This is a genomic window from Bradyrhizobium sp. SK17, from assembly GCF_002831585.1.
Lineage (GTDB): Bacteria > Pseudomonadota > Alphaproteobacteria > Rhizobiales > Xanthobacteraceae > Bradyrhizobium.
On record NZ_CP025113.1, the window covers coordinates 2521479 to 2539776 of the forward strand.

Sequence of the window (18298 nt, forward strand, 5' to 3'; positions counted from 1 at the left end):
ATGCGCAAGGAGCAGGTCCTGGAGCTTTGCACGGAGATGGCAACGCTTTGCGACTTCGCGTCGGCGCTCGATCGTGTCAAGGCCGTTGGCCAAGCCATCGGCCTTCCGCTTGTCCTGTTTCGGGATGATCTCGCGTCCGAATCGAGTGAACTCCATATCGCCGGACGGTCGCGGTGGCCGTTGTCGGAAAAGTTCATCGAGTTTCGCCGGGTATGGGACAAGCGGCAGTACCGGATGAAATCCCCGGTCTATCTGGCCTGCCGAACGCAATACTTGCCTTTCACGTGGCGACACGACGGTCAGGGCCCGCGACGATCGACGTCTCCAGCAAGAATATCGAGTTTGTGAAGACCTACGGCATCCTGGGCGGTCTCTGCGTTCCGATCCACGCGCCGCGCGGCCGGGTCGGATGTCTCCATTTCCTCGACCGCAAGGGAATCGATCTCGAGCACTGCCTCGAGACCCATCGTTCGGCGTTGGTGGTCGCCGGCATCTATCTGATGAACTCGTGCCTCGATGCGGCCGCCAATGCCGACCTGACACAAGCCATCAATCATCTCACCAAGCGCGAGATCGATTGCGTCACCCTGGCAGGACGCGGGCTGACCGACAAGCAGATCGCCAAGGAGTTGCGCTTTGGCCCCGGCACGGCGCGATTTCATATCGACAACGTGATGAAGAAGTTGCAGGCCCAGACCCGCGTGCAGGCAGTGGCCAAGGCCGCGCAGCTCGGCCTGATCGGTCCGATCGCCTGAGCGTCGCAGCGGTCCAGGCTAAGGCTGCGGAAGGCCCGACTCGCTGTTGAGGATCGGGCCGAATGGCACCCAGCGGGTTCCGTCGAACTTCACCAACTGCATTTCCTCGATCGGGCGGTAGTCGCTGCTGCTGGTATTGACCATGATGCCCGGCAACAGCATTGCCGCCCGGAAATCCCTGAGATTGGCGGCCTGCTTCATGACGTTCTCCCGTCGCAGGTCGTCGCCGCACTGTCTCAGCACCTGAACCATCAGTTGAGCCGCGACATAGCCCGCCGTGACGATCGCATCGGCCTTGTTGGCACCGGGATCGTATTTCTCGAGGAAGGTCAGGTAGTCCCTGGTTTCGGGATCGTCCGTCCATTGCGGGTCGGTCGGATCCTTCAGGGAAGCCGCTGAAACGATGTCCTTCGCATTCTCGAGGCCCGCCGGCTCGAGCACCGCGCTGATCGACGTCGAGATGCCGTTGAGCAATATCCGTGGTTTCCAGTTCAGCTCCGCCAGCTTCCGGATGGTCTGTGATGCGAACCGCGCGCTGGTGACGCTGAACAGCGTGTCCGCGCCGCTGGCCTTTAGCGTGGCGATCTGCGAGTCGATCGTCGGCTGGCTCGTCTCATAGGGGACCTCGGCCACGATCATATCCTTGGCGGCATTGCCGAGGCCGTCCTTGAAGCCCTTCAAATAGTCTCTGCCATAGTCGTTGTTCTCGTAGAGGATGCCGACCTTCGCCTCGGGCCGCTGTTTGAGCAGATAGGCCGCGTAGATGTGTCCCTCGCCGCGGTAGCTCGGCAACATGCCCATGGTCCACGGGAAGTTCTGCGGATCGGCCCATTTCGCGGCGCCGGATCCGACGAAGATCTGCGGGACTTTCCTGGCGTTGAGATATTTCTGCATCGCCGTGTTGCTCAGGGTTCCGAGCGGGCCGAGCACCGCCAGCACGTCGTCGCTCTCCACCAGCTTGCGCACCTGCTCGACCGTCTTGGGTGGACTGCTGGCATCGTCATAGGAGATGAACTTGATGCGGCGTCCATGAATGCCGCCTTCGTCGTTGATCTTGTGAAAGTAGGCTTCCTGCGCCTTGGCAAGGGCGCTGTAGGCGGAGAAGGGGCCGCTGTAGGGCGCCAGGTTCCCGATCCTGATCTCGGTGTCGGTCGCGCCACCGTCATACTTCTTGTCGGTGGCGGCAGCAGCCAGGGTGCTCGCGACGATGCACGCAACGCTCAGGATGATTCTGCCCATCGGCATGGGATGCTCCCACAGCTTGATTGGTCTCCGTCGGCACAAATCGACGGAGTGAGGACGATTGAACGCCAGGTGATTGAAGCGCCGGGTGATGCGGGATGCCACCTTGCGAAAACGAGAGGTAAGCCGCCTGCCCGAGGCTGCGCGGCGACCCTCGCGAATCCGGGAGGTATTTTTCCCGGCTCATTTCCGCAATCCTCGCCGCGACATGAAGCCGGCCCGGCCGGGATCGAAATAGCGAGCGCGAGGCATTGATCGTGAGTCTGAAGGGTGCGGCGGCCATCACCGGTTATGCGGAGTTCCCGCCGACCAAGACCCCGGATGGTCTTGTCTCGCTCGAGATCATCGCGCGGCTGGCGCGAGAGACGGCGCAGGATGCCGGGTTCGAGAAGCGCGACATCGACGGGCTGCTGACGACGACCCCGATCGATTCCTTCAGCATGTTCTGGCCGACGGTGGTTGGCGAGAACCTCGGCATGTCACTGAAATATTTCGACACCGTCGAGCTTGGCGGCGCATCTGCGGCCGGCATGATCTGGCGCGCGGCCGCGGCGATCCATGCCGGACTGTGCCGCAACGTGCTGTGCGTCATCGGTGGCGTGACCGCCGGGGGAGGCTCGCTCCAGCTCGGTCATTTGAGCCCGGCGCATCGCGCCGAGTTCGATGCGCCGTTCGGCATATCGCAGCCGAACGCGGGCTATGCCCTGATCGCGCGGCGGCACATGCACGAATACGGCACGCGGCCGGAACAGATGGCCAAGGTCGCGGTCGACCAGCGAACCAACGCGCTGCGTAATCCGATCGCCTTGTTCAACAAGGAGCCGCTGACGATCGACAAGGTGCTGGCGTCGCCGCTGGTGTTCGATCCCCTGCATTTGCTCGAGATCGTCTCGCGCTGTTCGGGCGGCGCCGCGGTTCTCGTCAGCAGCCGCGACGTCGCGCGCGCGTCGAAGAACCGTCCGATCCATCTGATTGGTGCCGGCGAGGCGGGCACCCATCTGGCGATTTCGGCACGGAAGAACATCACGGAGTCCTGGGTCAAGGCGTCAGCGGAAACCGCTTTTGCCATGGCCGGCGTCGCGCCGAAGCAGATGGATTTCGTTCAGGTCTACGACTGCTACACCATCACGGTTCTGGTCAGCCTGGAGGACATGGGGTTCTGCCCCAAGGGGCAGAGCGGTCCGTTCGTCGCCGAGCGCGACCTGACCTTCGCCGGCGATCTTCCTCTCAACACCAATGGCGGCCAGCTTTCGTTCGGTCAGCCGGGGACGGCCGGCGGAATGATCCACGTCGTCGAAGCCGTGCGCCAGCTGATGGGACGCGGCGCGGCGCGCCAGGTGAAGAATGCGAGCCTGGGTGTTGCCCATGGCAATGGCGGCGTGATGGGCGACCAGGTCACCCTCGTGCTTGCAAACCAGTGAGACAGACAGTCATGGGCGCCTCCTCCAAACCCCTGCCGCAGCCGTCGCGGCTGTCCCTGCCGTTCTGGGAAGGCGCGCGCGGCTCGGAAATCCGTGCGCAGCGCTGCCGTGCCTGCGGCCATATCGAGCACCCGCCACGACCGCTGTGCACCGCGTGCTGGAATGACGATCTGGAGTGGGTGAGCTGCGGCCTTGAAGGAGAGGTCTACTCCTACACGGTCTGCCACTGGGCAACGATGCCGGAATTCAAGGGTGACACGCCGTACATCATTGCGATCGTCGAGCTCGGCCACGGCGTGCGCTTGACCAGCAACGTCATCGACTGTGCGCCCGACGAGATTTCGGTGGGGCTGAAAGTGAAGGCGGTCTTCGAGCCGGTCTCGGACGCAGTCAGCCTGATCAAGTTTCGACCAGCGTCGCAGCGGTAAGGTTGCCCGGGAGAGAACGACATGAGCGATTTGATTGTTGAGAGAAGAGGCCCGGCGCTTTGGCTGACGCTGAACCGGCCCGAGGTGTTCAATTGCATGAGCCCCGAGGCATCCTGCAAGTTGCAGGACGCCTGGCAGATGCTCGAGACCGACGACGAGCTGCGCGTTGCGGTCGTCACCGGGACCGGCGACCGTGCGTTTTGCTCCGGCGCCGACCTCAAGCGCCTGATCCCGCTCTACACCGGCGCGCGCGAGCCCGAAGACGAATGGGATCGCCGGGTTGTCGAGATGCGCAAGGCCGGCCGTGGCGGCTTCATGAAGGACAGGATCGTCGCGAAGCCGATCATCGCCGCCGTCAACGGCGTCGCCTACGCGGGAGGCTGCGAACTGGTGCTGGCATGCGATATCCGGATCGCGACGACGTCGGCGCGCTTCGCATTGCCGGAGGCGCAGCGCGGAATCGTGCCGGGTGCAGGATCGATGGTGCGTCTGCCACGGCAAATTCCCTACTGCCTTGCGATGGAGTTGATGATGACGGGACGGATCTTCACCGCGGCCGAGGCGCTGGCGGCGGGAATGATCAACCGGGTGGTCGAGCCGCATGCGCTGTTGTCCGAGACCGAGAAGATGGTCGAGGCGCTCGTGAGCAGCGCACCGCTGTCGGTCCAGGCGATCAAGCGGGTCGCCCTGCAAAGCAGCGGACTGCCGTTGTCGGAGGGGTTCGCCATCGAGACGGCGGCAGGACGCGAAGTTACGCGGTCGGAGGATGCCCGCGAGGGACCGCGTGCCTTCGCCGAAAAGCGGCCGGCGCGGTTTCGCGGCCGATAGCAACGGGCTGTGCATATCGGGTTGCCGTTGAGGATCAGTGGTCGCCTGCGTGGAATCGGAAAGAGGGAATGAAATGAGCGGCGCGCTAGCAGGTGTTCGGATCCTTGATCTGACGACCATGATCTCCGGTCCCGTTGCCACGCAGATGCTTGCCGATCAGGGCGCCGACGTCATCAAGGTGGAGTCGCCCGAGGGCGACACTTTGCGTCATTTCGGCGTCGGACCCGGTTCCGTCTCGTCATCCTTTCTCAGCGCAAATCGCAACAAGCGATCGGTGATGCTGGACCTCAAGCACGAGCCGGGCCGGCAGGCGCTTCGCGAACTGGTCAGAACCGCCGATGTCCTGGTCGAGAACTTCCGCCCGGGCACCGCCGCCAGGATGGGCTTCGGCGAGGCGGAGGTGCGCGCGATCAAGCCTGACATCGTCTACGTCTCGATCAACGGGTTCGGCGAGAACGGTCCCTACATCCACAAGCGCGTCTACGATCCCATCATCCAGGCGGCGTCAGGTGTCGCTGCCCTGCAAGCCGACCGGGAAACCGGGAAACCAAAATTCGTCCAGATCATCCTCGCCGATCAGGTCGCGGCCATGACCGCGGCCCAGGCGATCACGGCGGCATTGTTCGCCCGCGCCCGTTCTGGTGAGGGGCAGACGGTCAGGCTTGCGATGCTCGATGCCATGGTGTCGTTCCTGTGGGTGTCGGCACTGGGCTCGCTGACGCGTTCATCGCAGGACGATCCCAAACGTCCGCCGGGACGCGTGGACCGGATTTTCGAGACCACGGATGGCTACATCACCGCGGCCGTCGTTTCGCAGATCGAGTGGCGTGGGCTGTGTGCGGCGCTGGAGAAGCCGGAATGGCTTCACGACGAGAGGTTTTCCACCAGTTCGTCGCGTCTGACGAACGACAAGCTGCTTATCGCGGAAATCCAGGAGGTCTTGCGACACCGCGATAGCGAGCACTGGCTGAACGTGCTGGATTGGAACGATGTGCCCTGCGCGCCGGTCCTTGGAATCGAGGACTTGTTGCGCGACCCGCAGATCGCGGTCAACGACATCGTGCAGCATTGCGATCATCCCGATTGGGGGCCGATCCGGCAAGCGAGGCCCGCCGCCCGCTTCAGCGCGACGCCCTCGGAGATTCGCTCGCATGCGCCGTCGCTCGGCCAGCACACGCGCGAAATTCTCGACGAGCTCGGCCTTCTGGCGTCGGAAGGTTGATCGGTCGACTCGAGATCGAACAACGCCACGGGGGCAGCATGCACATGGTTGAGAGCTCGGGTCGGCGATAGCTGCGTCGAAGTTCAAATCGACGCTGGAAATCAAAGTCGTTCACGTCGCGAAGGTGGTCGCTGATCTTGAGCTGCGCGCTCGAGGCCAGCGTCGCGCACTGACGCCGATAAAAAGCAGCGCAAGGGGGAAACATGACAGTCTTCAACAGGGGAATTCCGGTTCTGTGGGTGGTGACTCTGGCTGGAATAACCGGAGCATCTGCTGCGGATCTTGCGAAAGACAAGCCGGTACTCAAGGCGAAGCCGGCTGCCGAGAAGCCGTTCTTTCTGATCAACGACAACCGTGTCACATACTCATATTACGGGTCGGCGGCGGTGCCGGGCTACACTAGGAACGCCAGTACCAATACGCTTGCCTTCACGCATTTCGATGCGTGGGCATATGGCACCAACACCGTTTCGATCCTCTACAGCAAGTACGACCATGCGGTCCCGACGCCGCCATGCGTCGGCAACCTGGCGGGTCCGGCCGGTCCCTGCGCGGGTGGTGCGGTTGGTCTGTTTTCCGTCCGTAGCACCCTTGGCTGGAACGAGTTGTTCGACACCAAGGCGTTCTCGGTCGGACCCCTGACGAATATCTCGTTCCTGGCGGGCGCCAGCATGGCGCCGTTCAACCTGCTGACCGCCACCTCCGGCTCGGGGGTGATCGCCGGACTGCAATTCGGCTTCGCGCTGCCATACAAAGGCTACTTCAACATCGCGCCGGTCTACTCGCAAGACTGGGGCTACACCAACAATGCCCTGCCGTCCGGCACGGACGGCGCAATCGGAGTCAAGCCGCCCTTCACCGGCCTGCCCGACGGTGTGCAGCGCTTCAATCCAACATGGGGGATCGAGACCAACTACTACATGGATCTCGGCTTCCTGCCGGAAAGCTTGCAGTATTTCTCGATCAGCGGTCGGGCGTCGATCCGTGGCCCGAAGGGTAATGGATATTACGGGCCCTATGTGGGCGATCCGCTGAAATCGCGGACCGTGGAGTATGTCACCGAGCCGATCCGCGTGACGCTCGATGCGGGCAAACTGTTCTGGGGGCCGCAATACAGCCACCTGGTCGATATCTGGACGGCATGGCGTTACAACCGAAACACTGCCGGCTATGCGGTGGCTTACGACCCGACCTGCGCGCCCGGCGGCGTCTACAATGGCAGTTGTTCCGACAGCGGCGTGTATTCAGGCATCACGGTCAAGCTCGGCGCCGAGGTGCCGGGCACGCCGGCGCTATCCGCGTTCGGCCTGCCGTTCTTCAAGGATGTCGACAACCGGCTCACCTATGCCTATCTGCCGGACGCAACGTCGCCCGGACAGACCGCCAATACCGCAAAGCAGGTTTTTGCCTACGCGCATAACGATGCCTGGAGCTACGGCACCAACAGCTTCTATGCCGACGTCATGCGATCGGATCACCGCGATCCGTCGTCCCCGTGCTCGGCGGCATATGGCACGCCGGTCTTCGGGGCATCTGGACCATGCGCAGGAACCTACGAATTCAACGCGTCGCTGCGCAGCACGCTTGGCTGGAATGAGGCTTTCGGTACGCGCGCCTTCACGGTCGGGCCTTTGAAGAACATCTCATTCGAAGCAGGTGCGGACCTTAGAATCGCAAACAACTTCATGTCGCCCGAAAAGAAAGCCGTCGTCGCCGGTCTGCAGTTTGCGTTCGACCTGCCTTACCGAGGCTATCTGAACATAGCGCCGCTCTATTATCAGGAGTGGAACCACAACACCTTTGCCTATCCCAATTATGCCGGCTTCGCACTGCTTGGAAATCCTCCCTACGCAGGGCTGCTGCCGGCCGGTCTGACCGGGACGCCCGACGGCAATCTGCACTTCAATCCGACCTGGGCGGTCGAAGTCAATTACGGCATGGATCTCGGTTTCCTGCCGGAGAGCCTGCGCTTCTTCTCGGTCAGCGGCCGCGCTGGCTTCTACGGTCCGAAGGGCAATGGGGCCTATGGCGGCTATACGCTGCCATCCGCGATGAGCACCAAAACGGAGATCAATTCGGAGCCGGTCCGCCTGACGTTCGACGCGAGCAAAGCGCTGTGGGGCGCGAAATACGCGCATTTCGTCGACGCCTGGGTCGCGTATCGCTACTGGAGGAACAAGTTCGGCTTCGACGGCAGCAATCCGGCCAACAGCATTTGCTTCTTTGCCGATGGTACCAGCAACAGGAGTTGCACGGAGCAGACGGTGTACTCGGGCATCACCGTAAAGTTCTGAACTGAGGTCCCGTCTCAAGCATTGCAGCCGCCCGATGTCCTACGGGACGTCGGCGGTCCGGCGTTCACCCCACGTCGTGATGAATCCGGTTGGAACCGCCCCATGCATTGCACGATGTCACGCTTGGGAATTTGTCCCGGCTCAAGCGGGAACGGTTCCTCGTCGCGCGGTTCGCGTCACGGACGCCTACTCCGAAAGTCGAATGTTCCACGGATTTATGTCACGCTGGGACGTACGTCGATGAAAATAGAAGCGCTCTAAGAGCGATTCCAGAAAGCCGCGGCTGCTAGTTCTTTTCTCGACAGAGCCGTGGCGTTACGGCTGCCTCATCAGTCGCATGGGGCGTGACAAGTGGGAATGCTGGGTGCTGGAGCGAAAGCTCCGATCGTTGTTTGTGTAGGGGTGGCGTTGGCGGGGTATGCAACGGCGGGAGCCGCGCAGACCGCGGGAAGCGGGCAGGGCGCAGCGGTGTTGCCGCCGGTAACCGTGGAGGCACCGAAACAACGGACGCAACCGCGCACGACGGCGTCGCGCGGTTCGCGCGCGGCACGCAGCGACCGGCCGAGGCACGCTGCCAACCGCAACGTACCGAGTGCTCCACCGCATGCCGAGACGGTGGCGAGCCGCGGCTCGTTCCGCGAAGGCAATGGTCCGATCCAGGGCTACGTCGCGCATCGCACGCTGGCGGGAACCAAGACCAACACGTCGATCCTCGAAGTGCCGCAGTCGATGTCGGTGATCGGCGCCGACCAGATCCGCGACCAGGGTGCGCGCTCGGTGGTGCAGGCGATCGGCTACACTCCGGGGATCGTCACCAACAGCCCGAACGACACGCGCTTCGAATCGCTCTGGATCCGCGGCTTCCAGGCGCAGCTCTTCCTCGACGGCATGCGGCTGCCCTACGGCGCGGCCACATTCGGCCAGCCGAAGCTCGATCTCGCACTGCTGGAGCGGATTGAAGTGCTGCGCGGACCATCCTCCTCGCTCTATGGCCAGGCCCCTCCCGGTGGCTTCGTCAACATGGTGAGCAAACTGCCGACGGCCACGCCGCTGAACTCGTTCGAGCTGCTTGCGGACAATTGGGGCAAGGTGCAGGCCAATTTCGACGTCGGCGGCGTCGGTGCGGTGAACCAGAAGGGCGATCTGTTCTGGCGCATCGCCGGCACGGTCCATGGCGGCGGAACACAGGTCGATTTCGTCAATGACTTCCGCGGCGCAATCGCGCCGTCCATCACCTACAAGCCTGACCTCGATACCACCATCACGTTCCTGGGCGGCTACCAGCGCGACATCACCGGGCTGGCGTTGCAATTCATGCCGGCGGTTGGCACGCTCTACGCCAACCCCAACGGACGCATCCCGCTCACCAAGTTCCTCGGCGAGCCCGGCTTCGATCATTTCGACCGCACCCAGGCCTGGGTCGGCTACCAGTTCGAGCACTCGTTCAACGAAGTCTGGACGGTGCGGCAGAACGTTCGCTATTTCGACCTTCAGACCAACACCTACGCGGTCGCAGGCGCTGGTGCGCTGGTGCAGACGGCGTTGCAGCCGGATTTGCAGACGCTCAATCGCGGTGCGTTCTCGTTCCCGGAGAGTGCCAGTTCCGTCACCCTGGACAATCAGGCCGAGGCGCGGTTCGCGACCGGCCCGTTCGCGCACACCATGCTGTTTGGCGTCGACTATCGGCACATCGACAGCTCGATCGACATGCGTGTCGGCGCCGCACCACCGATCAACCTCTACAACACCGTCTACGGCGCGGCGATCACGTTCCCGACGATCAAGACCAACAATTCCAGCCAGACGCAGGACCAGACCGGCCTCTATGTGCAGGACCAGATCGCACTTGACCGGTGGCGGCTGACCCTGAGCGGTCGCAGCGACTGGGTCACGACCGACTCGACCAATTTCCTGACCAACAAGCAGACCAACCAGAACGACCAGGCGTTCACCGGACGCGCCGGCCTGAGCTACATCTTCGATTCCGGCATTGCCCCCTACATCGCGTATGCGACCTCGTTCCAGCCGACGCTCGGGGTGACCGCGACGGCTCCGCTGCGGCCGACCACCGCCAAGCAGGCCGAGATCGGCGTCAAGTACCAGCCGGCCGGCACCAACCTGCTGCTGACCGCGGCGTTGTTCGACATGACGCAGCAGAACGTCGTGACGCCGTCGCCCATTCTGGGATTCAGCGAACAGACCGGCGAAGCGCGGTCGCGCGGCGCGGAATTCCAGGCCCAGGCCAGCCTGGCGGAGGGCCTGAAGCTGGTCGCCTCCTACGCCTACACCGACACGCTCACGACCAAGACGAACACGCCCTCCCAGCTCAACAAGCACCTTCCGATCCAGCCGATGAACCAGGCGGCGCTATGGGCCGATTATACCTTCCAGCAGGGGCAGCTCGCCGGTTTCGGCTTCGGCGCCGGCGTGCGTTATATCGGCGATTCCTATCCCGATCTCGCCAATTCGTTTTCGATTCCGAGCTACACGCTGTTCGACGCCGCCGTGCACTATGATCTGTCCAATCTCGATCGCAGGCTGCGCGGCGTCACGCTTGCGGTGAACGCCACCAATCTGTTCGACAAGTACTATGTGGCCTCCTGCACGACGCTGAACTCCTGCTTCCTCGGGTCCGGGCGGACGGTGATCGGCAGTGTTCGCTACACCTGGAATTGATGGAGGCCGCTCCGCATGACCCCGCGATCGATCCGCCTCTGGACGAGTATCCACAAATGGACGAGCCTGGTTTGCACGCTGTTCCTCTTGATGCTGTGCATCACCGGGCTGCCGCTGATCTTCCACGATGAGATCGACGCGGCGTTGGGCGCCACCATCGAGCCTGATCAGGCGCCGGACAATGCGCCATTGCTCAGCTTCGACCGGATTCTCGAGATCGCGCGTGCAGCGCAGCCAACCCAGGTGGTGACGATCGTCGGCGCGGATGACGAGAATCCGATCTGGCACGTCTACATGGCATCGACCGTTACGGCGCCGAAAACCGAGGTGATCGTCAGCGTCGATTCGCGTACCGGACGGGTGCTCCACGTCGGTGCTGCTGCCCGCGGCGCCGTTACCAAATTCCTGCTCGACCTGCATACGGATCTGTTTCTGGAACAGCCGGGCATGCTGTTTCTGGGCGCCATGGGCCTTTGCTTCCTAGTCGCGATCGTCTCCGGCGTCGTCGTCTATGGCCCATTCATGCGGCGGCTGGAGTTCGGCACCATCAGGCCGCGCCGCCGTCTGTATTGGCTCGATCTGCATAATCTGCTCGGGATCGTCATCCTGGCCTGGACGGTCGTCGTCGGCGTGACCGGCGTCATCAACACGTTGTCGACGCAGATCGCGCAGCATTGGCAACGGACCGAGCTCGTTGCCATGCTGGGGCCATGGCGCAACGCGCCGGTGCCGCCGAAACTGGCGTCGGCGCAAGGCGCGATCGATACCGCGCTCGCGCATGCGCCGGGCATGAAGGTGCAGTCCGTTGCGATGCCCGGTTCGCCATTTGCCGGCGGCCATCATTACGGTGTTTATCTCCGCGGCAACCAGCCGCTGACCTCGCGGCTGCTCAAGCCGGTGCTGATCAACGCCGATGACGGCACGTTTGGCGAAACCAGGGACATGCCGCTCTATGTCCAGGCATTGTTCGTGTCGCGTCCGCTGCATTTCGGGGACTATGGCGGCATGCCGCTGAAGATCATCTGGGCGTTGCTCGACCTCGCGACGATCATCGTGCTCGGCAGCGGCCTCTATCTCTGGGCGGCGAAGTTGCGCAAGGTGCCGGCACGTGCGCCTGTCGCAGCGGGCCGGCCGCTGGTCGCCGGCGCGGAGCGATCCTGATGCCGGCCGCAAAACGTTCGATCACGCAGATATTCCTGGCGCCGGTGCTGCTCTGCGCCGTGATCGCCTTCGGGCTGATCTCGGCGCTGCTCGGCGACGGCATCTGGGATCAGGCGTCCTGGCTCGCGCTCGCGCTGCCGCTCGTCGTGATCGTGTTCTATGTCAGCCGGCGCGGGAATCGGTAAGCAAACCGGCCGAACGCAACTATCGCTGCACGTTCTGTCCGGAGGGCCGGTAGGTCTCGCCGCTGCCGTCGTGCTGGGCGCTTCGCCGCGGCTCGGGTGGTCGCCACGTCACGCCCTGTTCGGTGAGCAGATTGTTTCCCCACTCGGCCAGCGGGGTCAGCAGCGCAACAAGCTCGAAGCCCCGCTCCGTCAGCGCGTAGATCGATCGTTCGGATGAAATCTTGCGCTGCTGGACCGCGCCGTCGGCGATCAGGTCCCGCAGCAGGCTGGACAAGACTTGCTGGCGAACGCCCGCGATCGAGTTGCGCAATTCGCCGAAGCTGAGTTCGTCCAGCGAAAGCAGATGAAGCACCCGGACCTTCCACTTGCCCGAGACGATCTTGAGCACCGTCTCGACCGGGCAGGGATCCGGGGCAGGGCGCTTGCGCTGGTAGGCCATGGTGTCCTCGGTCAGAAATTAATGTGTCTGGCTGGTCCACGATTGATGTGGGACCATGACGCGATCGGAACGGCGTAACCAGCCTGCCATCGGCTACAGATCGCAAGGCGTCATGGGTGTCTCGATGAGCGGTCGGATTCTCAATCTGCTGTTGTGGGCGGGCGTGGCCTATTTCTGCTGCATGGCGGTGGCGCATTTCTTCGGAATCAAGGTCCCGATCCTGTTCGTCTACTACGATACACCCTACTATGCCTATCAGGACAAGATCATCTCGTTCGCGGTCGTGGCCTATATCTGCTTGTTTGCCTCCGCGGCACGTTCAGGTGAGGTTCTCTTCGCATTGGTCGCGATCTGGGTCACCGTTCTGGGACTTTGCGCCGTCAATGTTTCCGACGCGCTGCAGACTGTTCTCTCCGGCAGGTCTACGCTGCCTTACTGGCTACAGACCGCCGCAATCGCGGCCTACGCCCTGTGCCTCACCATTTTCGCGCGGCAGCCGCGAACCCTGTCGGCGCACTGAGGGCGAAGCACGATGGTGCAGCCGGAATTGATCTTCCATAATGGCAAAGTGTTCACGGCGGATGCCGCTGCGGGCCGCGCCGAGGCGATGGCGGTGGCCGGCGGCACGATCGTCGCCGTCGGCAGCGATCTCGACGTCAAAAGCCTGGCCGGTCCCGGAACCAAGATGGTGGACCTCGGCGGCGGCATGCTGTTGCCGGGCATCGTCGACGTGCACAACCACCATCTCCGTGGCGGGCAAGCCGACCTCTATGAATTGAAACTGCTGCCGACGATGTCGTTCGATGCGGTGCTCGAAACCGTGCGCGCGCGATGCGCGACGACGAAGCCGGGCGAGTGGGTCTTCGGCGGCATCTGGGGCAGTCAACTGGTCGAAATGATCGGCCGTGCAAGTTCGCTGGCGGCGCTCGATGCCGTTTCCGGCGCGCATCCGGTGATGCTGCGCGACGACAGCCAGCACAACCGGTGGGTCAACTCGCGTGCGTTGGAACTGATCGGGATCGACGATGGCACCCGCGATCCCCAGGACGGTCAAATCCTGCGTGACGCGGAGACCGGGGCGGCGACCGGGCTGTTGCTGGAGCGGGCCTCGGGGCTGGCCGAGCAGGCGGTCGAGCGCAGCATCCCGGATATTGCGGAGCGCAACAAGGCTTCGTGCCGCCGCGCGGTTGAGATTCTCAACGGCTTCGGCGTCACCGCCTTTCAGGATGCGACCACGACGCTTCCGTTCCTGGAGGCGCTGGCCGCGCTCGATCGTGCGAACGAGCTCAACGGCTGGTGCGTCGCCTCGCTGCCCGGGCAACGGACGCTGTCGGGCGCCGATCTCGTCGGCGACGCGCTGATCATGCGCCGCGAGACCTATCGCACCCGCCACGTCCGTCCCGATTTCATCAAGCTGTTCATGGATGGGGTGCCGACGACGCGGACCGCCGCCATGCTCACGCCATACCGCGCCACGCGCCTGCAAGGCTGCTGCTTCTGCGGCGACCCCTTGATCTCGATCCCTGACCTGGTGCGGTGGATCGCAAAGGCCGAGAAGCATCGAATGCGGGTCAAGGTGCATTGCACCGGCGATGCCGCGGTTCGCGATACGCTCGATGCCATCGACGTGGTGCGCAGCTTCAACGGACCCGGAAACGGCGCCGGCGCTACGCACCAGATCGCTCACGCAGGCTTCGTTGCTCCCGCCGATATCCCGCGCTTCCGCGCGCTCGATGTGGCAGCCGACCTGTCGCCGATCATCTGGTATCCCGGCCCGATCCAGCAAGCCATCCGCGCGGCGATGCCGGAGGATCGCGCCGACTGCTATTGGCCGCTGCGCGATTTCCGCGATGCCGGCGCGTTGATGGCGGCCGGCTCGGACTGGCCGGTCGTCGCCAATCCCGACCCCTGGCTCGGGATTGAAGGGATGATCACGCGGCGCAATCCGCGGGGCGGATATGACGGCGCGCTTTGGCCGGAGCAGGCCCTCGATCTCGAGACGGTGCTGCGCATCTACACCATCAACGCGGCGCGGGCGATGGGCTTGTCCGATCTCACCGGATCGATCGAAGCCGGCAAGTCGGCAGATTTCATCCTGGTCGATCGCGACCTGTTTGCGACAGCGCCGGAACGTCTATCGCAGACCAAAGTACTTTCGACATGGTTCGAGGGCCGTCAGGTTCACGAAGCCGGATGAAAACTTGCGCGTGGCGGACTTGCGAATAGCGCTTGCGCCGGATCGAGAGCGCGGCCGGACGGGCCGCGTTCGTTCACGTGCGAACAGGCCTATTCCGCCGGCTTCGCGGCCGCCGCTGTCGTCGCGGCCGCCGGCGGCTTGGGTGCCTTGTCGACCTTCTTCGACCAGGAGCGGTAATAGGCCAGCACGGTCATCAGCACGATGCCGACCACGCTGACCACGATCTGCATCCAGAGGCTCTCGGAGACCTCGACCAGCACGACATGTGCGACCACCGCGAGGAAGACGCCCGCGCAGAATACTTCGAGCGACTGCTGGCCGGATTTGATGATCGGCTCGAAGATCGGCCATTCGTAGCCCGGCCATTCGCGCGGCAGGAAGCGGGTCACGAAGAAGGCGAGCACCACGAAGTGCAGCACGCGATAGGGCGCGAGGTTGGTCTTGTCGTTCGGATTGAAGGCATCGTAGAGCCAGGCCGGCATCGCCTGTCCAAGCTCGGGGAAGCGGCCCGCCAGCGTCATGACCAGGGCGAACAGCAGATAGGCGCCGCCGAGCCACAGGAAGGCGCGCGAACGGATGAACGAGATCGATTCGCTGGCGCCGCCGAGCGCGAACCAGCCGCCGAACACGAACAGGAACTGCCAGCAGAACGGATTGAAGTACCACGTGCCAGATGGATAGGCTGGCAGATTCCAGCCGAAATGCCGTGCCGCGAGATAGAGCAGGAACGAGGCCAGCAGCGTCAGATTGAGCTTTCGCAACATCGCCCACAGCACCAGCGGATAGACCAGCATCAGCGCGATATAGAGCGGCAGCACGTCCATGTTGACCGGCTTGAACGCCAGGATCAGGCCCTGATAGAGCGTCTCGGCGGGGTTTTGCATGAAGCCCGCGACGTTGAACTCGTTCTGCAAATTGGGGTCGTGGTAGCGCTGGGCGAGATAGCCGATCTCGGCGATGTAGATCACGAACAGCAGGACGTGCGCGACATAGATCTGCCAGGCCCGCTTGATCAGACGGGTGGCGCCGATCACGGTGCCGCGCTCGAGCATCATCCGCGCATAGACAAAGGACGCGGTATAGCCGGAGATGAAGACGAAAAGATCGGCCGCGTCGCTGAAGCCGAAGTTCTTCTGCGTGATCCAGTTCACCGCGTTGTTCGGGATATGGTCGAGATAGATCGCCCAGTTGGCGAAGCCACGCAGCAGATCCAGGCGATAGTCGCGGCCACGCGGTGGCAGGACAGCTTTGACGTCCATCGGTTCGCTCCCCATCCCAATGCCCGCGATTCCGGACGCGGGGTCTCCATTGCATGATACTAGAACATGAATTTGCCGGCTGTGTATCGGTTTTCACGGTGACCGCCGCTCAAACCACGACGAATTGGATCAAATCGTCCCGGTCTTGGATCAGCCCCTCACGCTGGCGGGATGTCGAATGTGCCGAAGGGCAGCTTGCATGCCTTGGATGGGGAGAGTGAAGCGAAACCCATCACTTTGTGCCCGACGCATGATGGGTTTCGCTGCGCTCTACGCATCCTACATTTGTCGCGGCTACGCCGCGGCATAGCGCTAGCGCTGAACGAAGCCGTTGTGCAGCGTGGTGAACAGCGCCTTGCCCTTCTTCACCAGATCGTATTTGCGGCCGTAGAGCAGCCAGACCGCGGTCAGGTGGCACATCCCGCCCATCATCAGGGACATCGCGGTGTAGGGGTCGAGATTCCGGCGATAGCTGCCGGCGCGGATCGCCTGCCTGATCAACTGCACATAGAGCAGGGCATATTTGTCGACCGCCTTCTTCACCCGCGGCTCGGCGGCAAGCACGCTCGGCCATATTTCCAGGAAGAAGACACGGCCCCAGCTCGGGTTGTCCTTGATGTACTGAAAGTTCGTGAGGAAGATGATGCGAAGCTGCTCGACCGGGTCACCGCCCTTCACAAGCAGCGGCTCGGTCTTCTGGTACAGCGCCTCGAAATTGCCTTCGGGCACCTCGAGCACCAGCGCGCGCTTGTCCTCGAAATAGTCGTAGATGCTGGAGAGCGGTACTTTCGCCACGGCGGCGATATCGGTAAGTGAGGTGCCGTCGATACCTCTTTCGCCGAACAGCTTGGTGGCCGCCGAGAGAATCTGCTCACGCCGATCGCGGCTGCGCTGCTGCTTGAGCTTGAGTATCGTCCCCGAAGCCACGTCCGTCTCCTCGCGTTCCCCACAAAAACAGTAAGGCCGCGGGATCGGAACACAAGCGCTATTGCGACAATATACAACGTCGGCTTGTCGTCAGGCCGGCGCGTTGCGCCGTTCATGATTGCGGAACGCATTGCGGGCGATGATCTGGCGCATGATCTCGGATGTTCCATCGAGAATGCGAACCACCCGCGTCTCCCGCCAGATGCGCTCGATCGGCAGGTCCCTGGAATACCCGGCACCACCGAACAGCTGCATGGTCATGTCGGCGATGCGCTGCACCATGTCAGCGCCGGTATATTTCGACAGCGCCGCGGCCGCCGTTCGCGCCGCCGCGTCGCCCTGGTCATAGCGCCACGCCGCCTCATAGGCGACAAGCCGCGCGGCATGCAGCGCGCTCGCCATGTCGGCGATCTGCCACTCGATCCCCTGATGGTCGCGCAGCTTGCGTCCAAAGGTCTCGCGCGCCGAGACGTGATCGAGCGCGTAGTCCAAAAGCTGGCTTGCCGCGCCGACGCAATAGGCGCCCCAATGCACGCGTCCGGCATCCAGGCACCGCATCGCGATGGCGAAGCCTTCGCCCTCCTGGCCCAGCAGGTTCGCGCGCGGCACGCGACAGTTCTCGAACGTCACTTCGGCATGCTGCGAGCCGCGACCGGCCGCCATTTCGACCACGCGGCCGATGCTGAGGCCCGGCGTCCTCGCATCGACTGCGAAGGCCGCGATGCCCTTGGCGCCGGCAGACGGATCGAGGGTGGCGAACACGGTGAAGACGCCGGCGGCCGGCGCGTTGGTGATGTAGGTCTTACTACCGTCAAGGATGTAGTGGTCGCCGTCGCGCCGCGCCCGGGTCTCGATCCGGGCGGCATCGGAGCCGGCATTCGGCTCGGTCAGCGCGAAGGCGCCGATAACCCGGCCGCTGGCAAGCTCCGGCAGCCATCGGTCACGGACGGCACCTGTGGCGAAGAACTCGATCGCCTTCGATCCGATGTGCACGTTGACGCCGCTCAGATAGTAGAAAGCGGTATGCGCCTTGGCCAATTCCTCGATCGCGATGCAGCTCCCGAGCATCGAGAGCCCGAGGCCGCCGAATTGCTTCGGTGTGTTGGTACCGAACAATCCCATCCGGCGCAGCCCGGCCATGGCGTGCTCCGGCACGTCGCCGGTCTCTTCGATCGCTGCGTCATGGGGCTTGAGCTCGGTGCGGACAAATTCGCGGATCCGGCCTTGCAGGGCGACGAGGTCGTCGGGAAGCTGGAAGTGCATG

17 protein-coding genes are annotated in these 18298 nt (G+C 63.4%); 12 read left to right on the top strand and 5 right to left on the bottom strand.

Annotated elements, in window-relative coordinates; genetic code table 11:
* Both CWS35_RS38955 and CWS35_RS11790 read left to right on the top strand, forming a co-directional pair.
* On the top strand, positions 1-348 hold the full coding sequence (locus CWS35_RS38955) for a hypothetical protein (RefSeq protein WP_157817125.1): 348 nt from the start codon (positions 1-3) through the stop codon (positions 346-348).
* Positions 345-755, top strand: a complete 411-nt coding sequence (locus CWS35_RS11790; RefSeq protein ID WP_157817126.1) for a LuxR C-terminal-related transcriptional regulator — start codon at positions 345-347, stop codon at positions 753-755. Before CWS35_RS38955 ends, CWS35_RS11790 begins: the two co-directional genes overlap by 4 nt.
* A gap of 18 nt (positions 756-773) precedes the next feature.
* Here CWS35_RS11790 and CWS35_RS11795 read toward each other — a convergent pair whose 3' ends face one another.
* Positions 774-2000, bottom strand: a complete 1227-nt coding sequence (locus CWS35_RS11795) for an ABC transporter substrate-binding protein (protein ID WP_100951984.1) — start codon at positions 1998-2000, stop codon at positions 774-776.
* A 254-nt stretch (positions 2001-2254) separates the two neighbouring features.
* Here CWS35_RS11795 and CWS35_RS11800 point away from each other — a divergent pair, with 254 nt between their 5' ends.
* From CWS35_RS11800 to CWS35_RS11835, 8 genes are all read left to right on the top strand, one after another.
* On the top strand, positions 2255-3418 hold the full coding sequence (locus CWS35_RS11800) for a thiolase family protein (protein WP_100956262.1): 1164 nt from the start codon (positions 2255-2257) through the stop codon (positions 3416-3418).
* A gap of 11 nt (positions 3419-3429) precedes the next feature.
* Positions 3430-3846 (top strand): Zn-ribbon domain-containing OB-fold protein, encoded by a 417-nt coding sequence (locus CWS35_RS11805; RefSeq protein WP_100951985.1) that lies wholly within the window; start codon positions 3430-3432, stop codon positions 3844-3846.
* A gap of 21 nt (positions 3847-3867) precedes the next feature.
* Positions 3868-4674, top strand: a complete 807-nt coding sequence (locus CWS35_RS11810) for an enoyl-CoA hydratase/isomerase family protein (protein ID WP_100951986.1) — start codon at positions 3868-3870, stop codon at positions 4672-4674.
* A gap of 73 nt (positions 4675-4747) precedes the next feature.
* Complete coding sequence (locus CWS35_RS11815) at positions 4748-5896, top strand: CaiB/BaiF CoA-transferase family protein (RefSeq protein ID WP_024584890.1); 1149 nt, start codon at positions 4748-4750, stop codon at positions 5894-5896.
* 203 nt (positions 5897-6099) lie between these two features.
* Entirely contained in the window at positions 6100-8190 is a 2091-nt protein-coding gene (locus tag CWS35_RS39835; RefSeq protein WP_210202789.1) for a hypothetical protein, read from the top strand.
* Positions 8191-8598: 408 nt separating this feature from the next.
* Positions 8599-10866, top strand: a complete 2268-nt coding sequence (locus tag CWS35_RS11825) for a TonB-dependent siderophore receptor (RefSeq protein WP_157817127.1) — start codon at positions 8599-8601, stop codon at positions 10864-10866.
* A 15-nt stretch (positions 10867-10881) separates the two neighbouring features.
* Positions 10882-12027, top strand: coding sequence for a PepSY domain-containing protein (locus CWS35_RS11830; protein ID WP_100951988.1), 1146 nt, complete (start codon positions 10882-10884; stop codon positions 12025-12027).
* Complete coding sequence (locus CWS35_RS11835) at positions 12027-12212, top strand: hypothetical protein (RefSeq protein ID WP_029880230.1); 186 nt, start codon at positions 12027-12029, stop codon at positions 12210-12212. Before CWS35_RS11830 ends, CWS35_RS11835 begins: the two co-directional genes overlap by 1 nt.
* Positions 12213-12231: 19 nt before the next feature.
* Here CWS35_RS11835 and CWS35_RS11840 read toward each other — a convergent pair whose 3' ends face one another.
* Positions 12232-12651 carry a helix-turn-helix domain-containing protein gene (locus tag CWS35_RS11840; RefSeq protein WP_100951989.1) on the bottom strand — a complete coding sequence of 140 codons (420 nt, stop codon included), beginning with the start codon at positions 12649-12651 and terminating at the stop codon, positions 12232-12234.
* 124 nt (positions 12652-12775) lie between these two features.
* Here CWS35_RS11840 and CWS35_RS11845 point away from each other — a divergent pair, with 124 nt between their 5' ends.
* Positions 12776-13171, top strand: coding sequence for a hypothetical protein (locus tag CWS35_RS11845; RefSeq protein ID WP_157817128.1), 396 nt, complete (start codon positions 12776-12778; stop codon positions 13169-13171).
* 12 nt (positions 13172-13183) lie between these two features.
* The gene (locus CWS35_RS11850; protein WP_100951991.1) at positions 13184-14848 is read left to right on the top strand and encodes an amidohydrolase; all 1665 of its coding nucleotides are present in this window, start codon (positions 13184-13186) and stop codon (positions 14846-14848) included.
* A gap of 89 nt (positions 14849-14937) precedes the next feature.
* Here CWS35_RS11850 and CWS35_RS11855 read toward each other — a convergent pair whose 3' ends face one another.
* From CWS35_RS11855 to CWS35_RS11865, 3 genes are all read right to left on the bottom strand, one after another.
* Complete coding sequence (locus CWS35_RS11855) at positions 14938-16107, bottom strand: OpgC domain-containing protein (RefSeq protein ID WP_024584898.1); 1170 nt, start codon at positions 16105-16107, stop codon at positions 14938-14940.
* A gap of 312 nt (positions 16108-16419) precedes the next feature.
* Positions 16420-17034 (bottom strand): TetR/AcrR family transcriptional regulator, encoded by a 615-nt coding sequence (locus CWS35_RS11860; RefSeq protein ID WP_100951992.1) that lies wholly within the window; start codon positions 17032-17034, stop codon positions 16420-16422.
* Between the two features lie 90 nt (positions 17035-17124).
* Complete coding sequence (locus CWS35_RS11865; RefSeq protein WP_100951993.1) at positions 17125-18297, bottom strand: acyl-CoA dehydrogenase family protein; 1173 nt, start codon at positions 18295-18297, stop codon at positions 17125-17127.
* Position 18298: the final 1 nt, after the last annotated feature.